Origin of the sequence: Limosilactobacillus coleohominis (genome assembly GCF_016901675.1) — a bacterium.
GTDB classification, from domain to species: Bacteria; Bacillota; Bacilli; order Lactobacillales; family Lactobacillaceae; genus Limosilactobacillus; species Limosilactobacillus intestinavium.
Genome location: NZ_JACJKU010000192.1, coordinates 1 through 355, shown reverse-complemented (window position 1 = coordinate 355; position 355 = coordinate 1). Strand labels below are relative to the sequence as shown.

The window sequence follows — 355 nt, the reverse complement described above, 5'->3', positions numbered from 1 at the left end:
ATTGTCAGGCGACTCTTACGCTCCACAAAAGTAGCCACAGCTTGACCTTTACGCTTGCCAGAAAGCACGGTGTCAGCTTCAAAGTGGCCAAATTCCTGGCGAGTTTCGATTTTATGAGGACGCTCCTCAATTGAGCGGCCGTAACTGAATGTACCCCGCTTTTCTTTAGCGCGATGGCGACGTATTCCATGATCAGGCAAATCAGATAACTGCACATCAAGCCATTTTTGATCAATCCAGTTATAAACCGTCTTGTAGGCAATCCCAACCACATGGGCAACTTGTTCAGGGGACCACTTCTGGACTTGAATCTTTTCCTCGACCAAGTGTTTAAGGTTTTTAGTGAGCGAAGACT

The 355-nt window shown here is 46.8% G+C and carries 1 protein-coding gene; it reads right to left on the bottom strand.

All coding sequences use genetic code 11. From position 1 onward, the window contains the following. Positions 1–355 (bottom strand): IS30 family transposase (locus tag H5975_RS08455; RefSeq protein WP_204785639.1); only part of this gene is annotated, 355 nt, incomplete at both ends.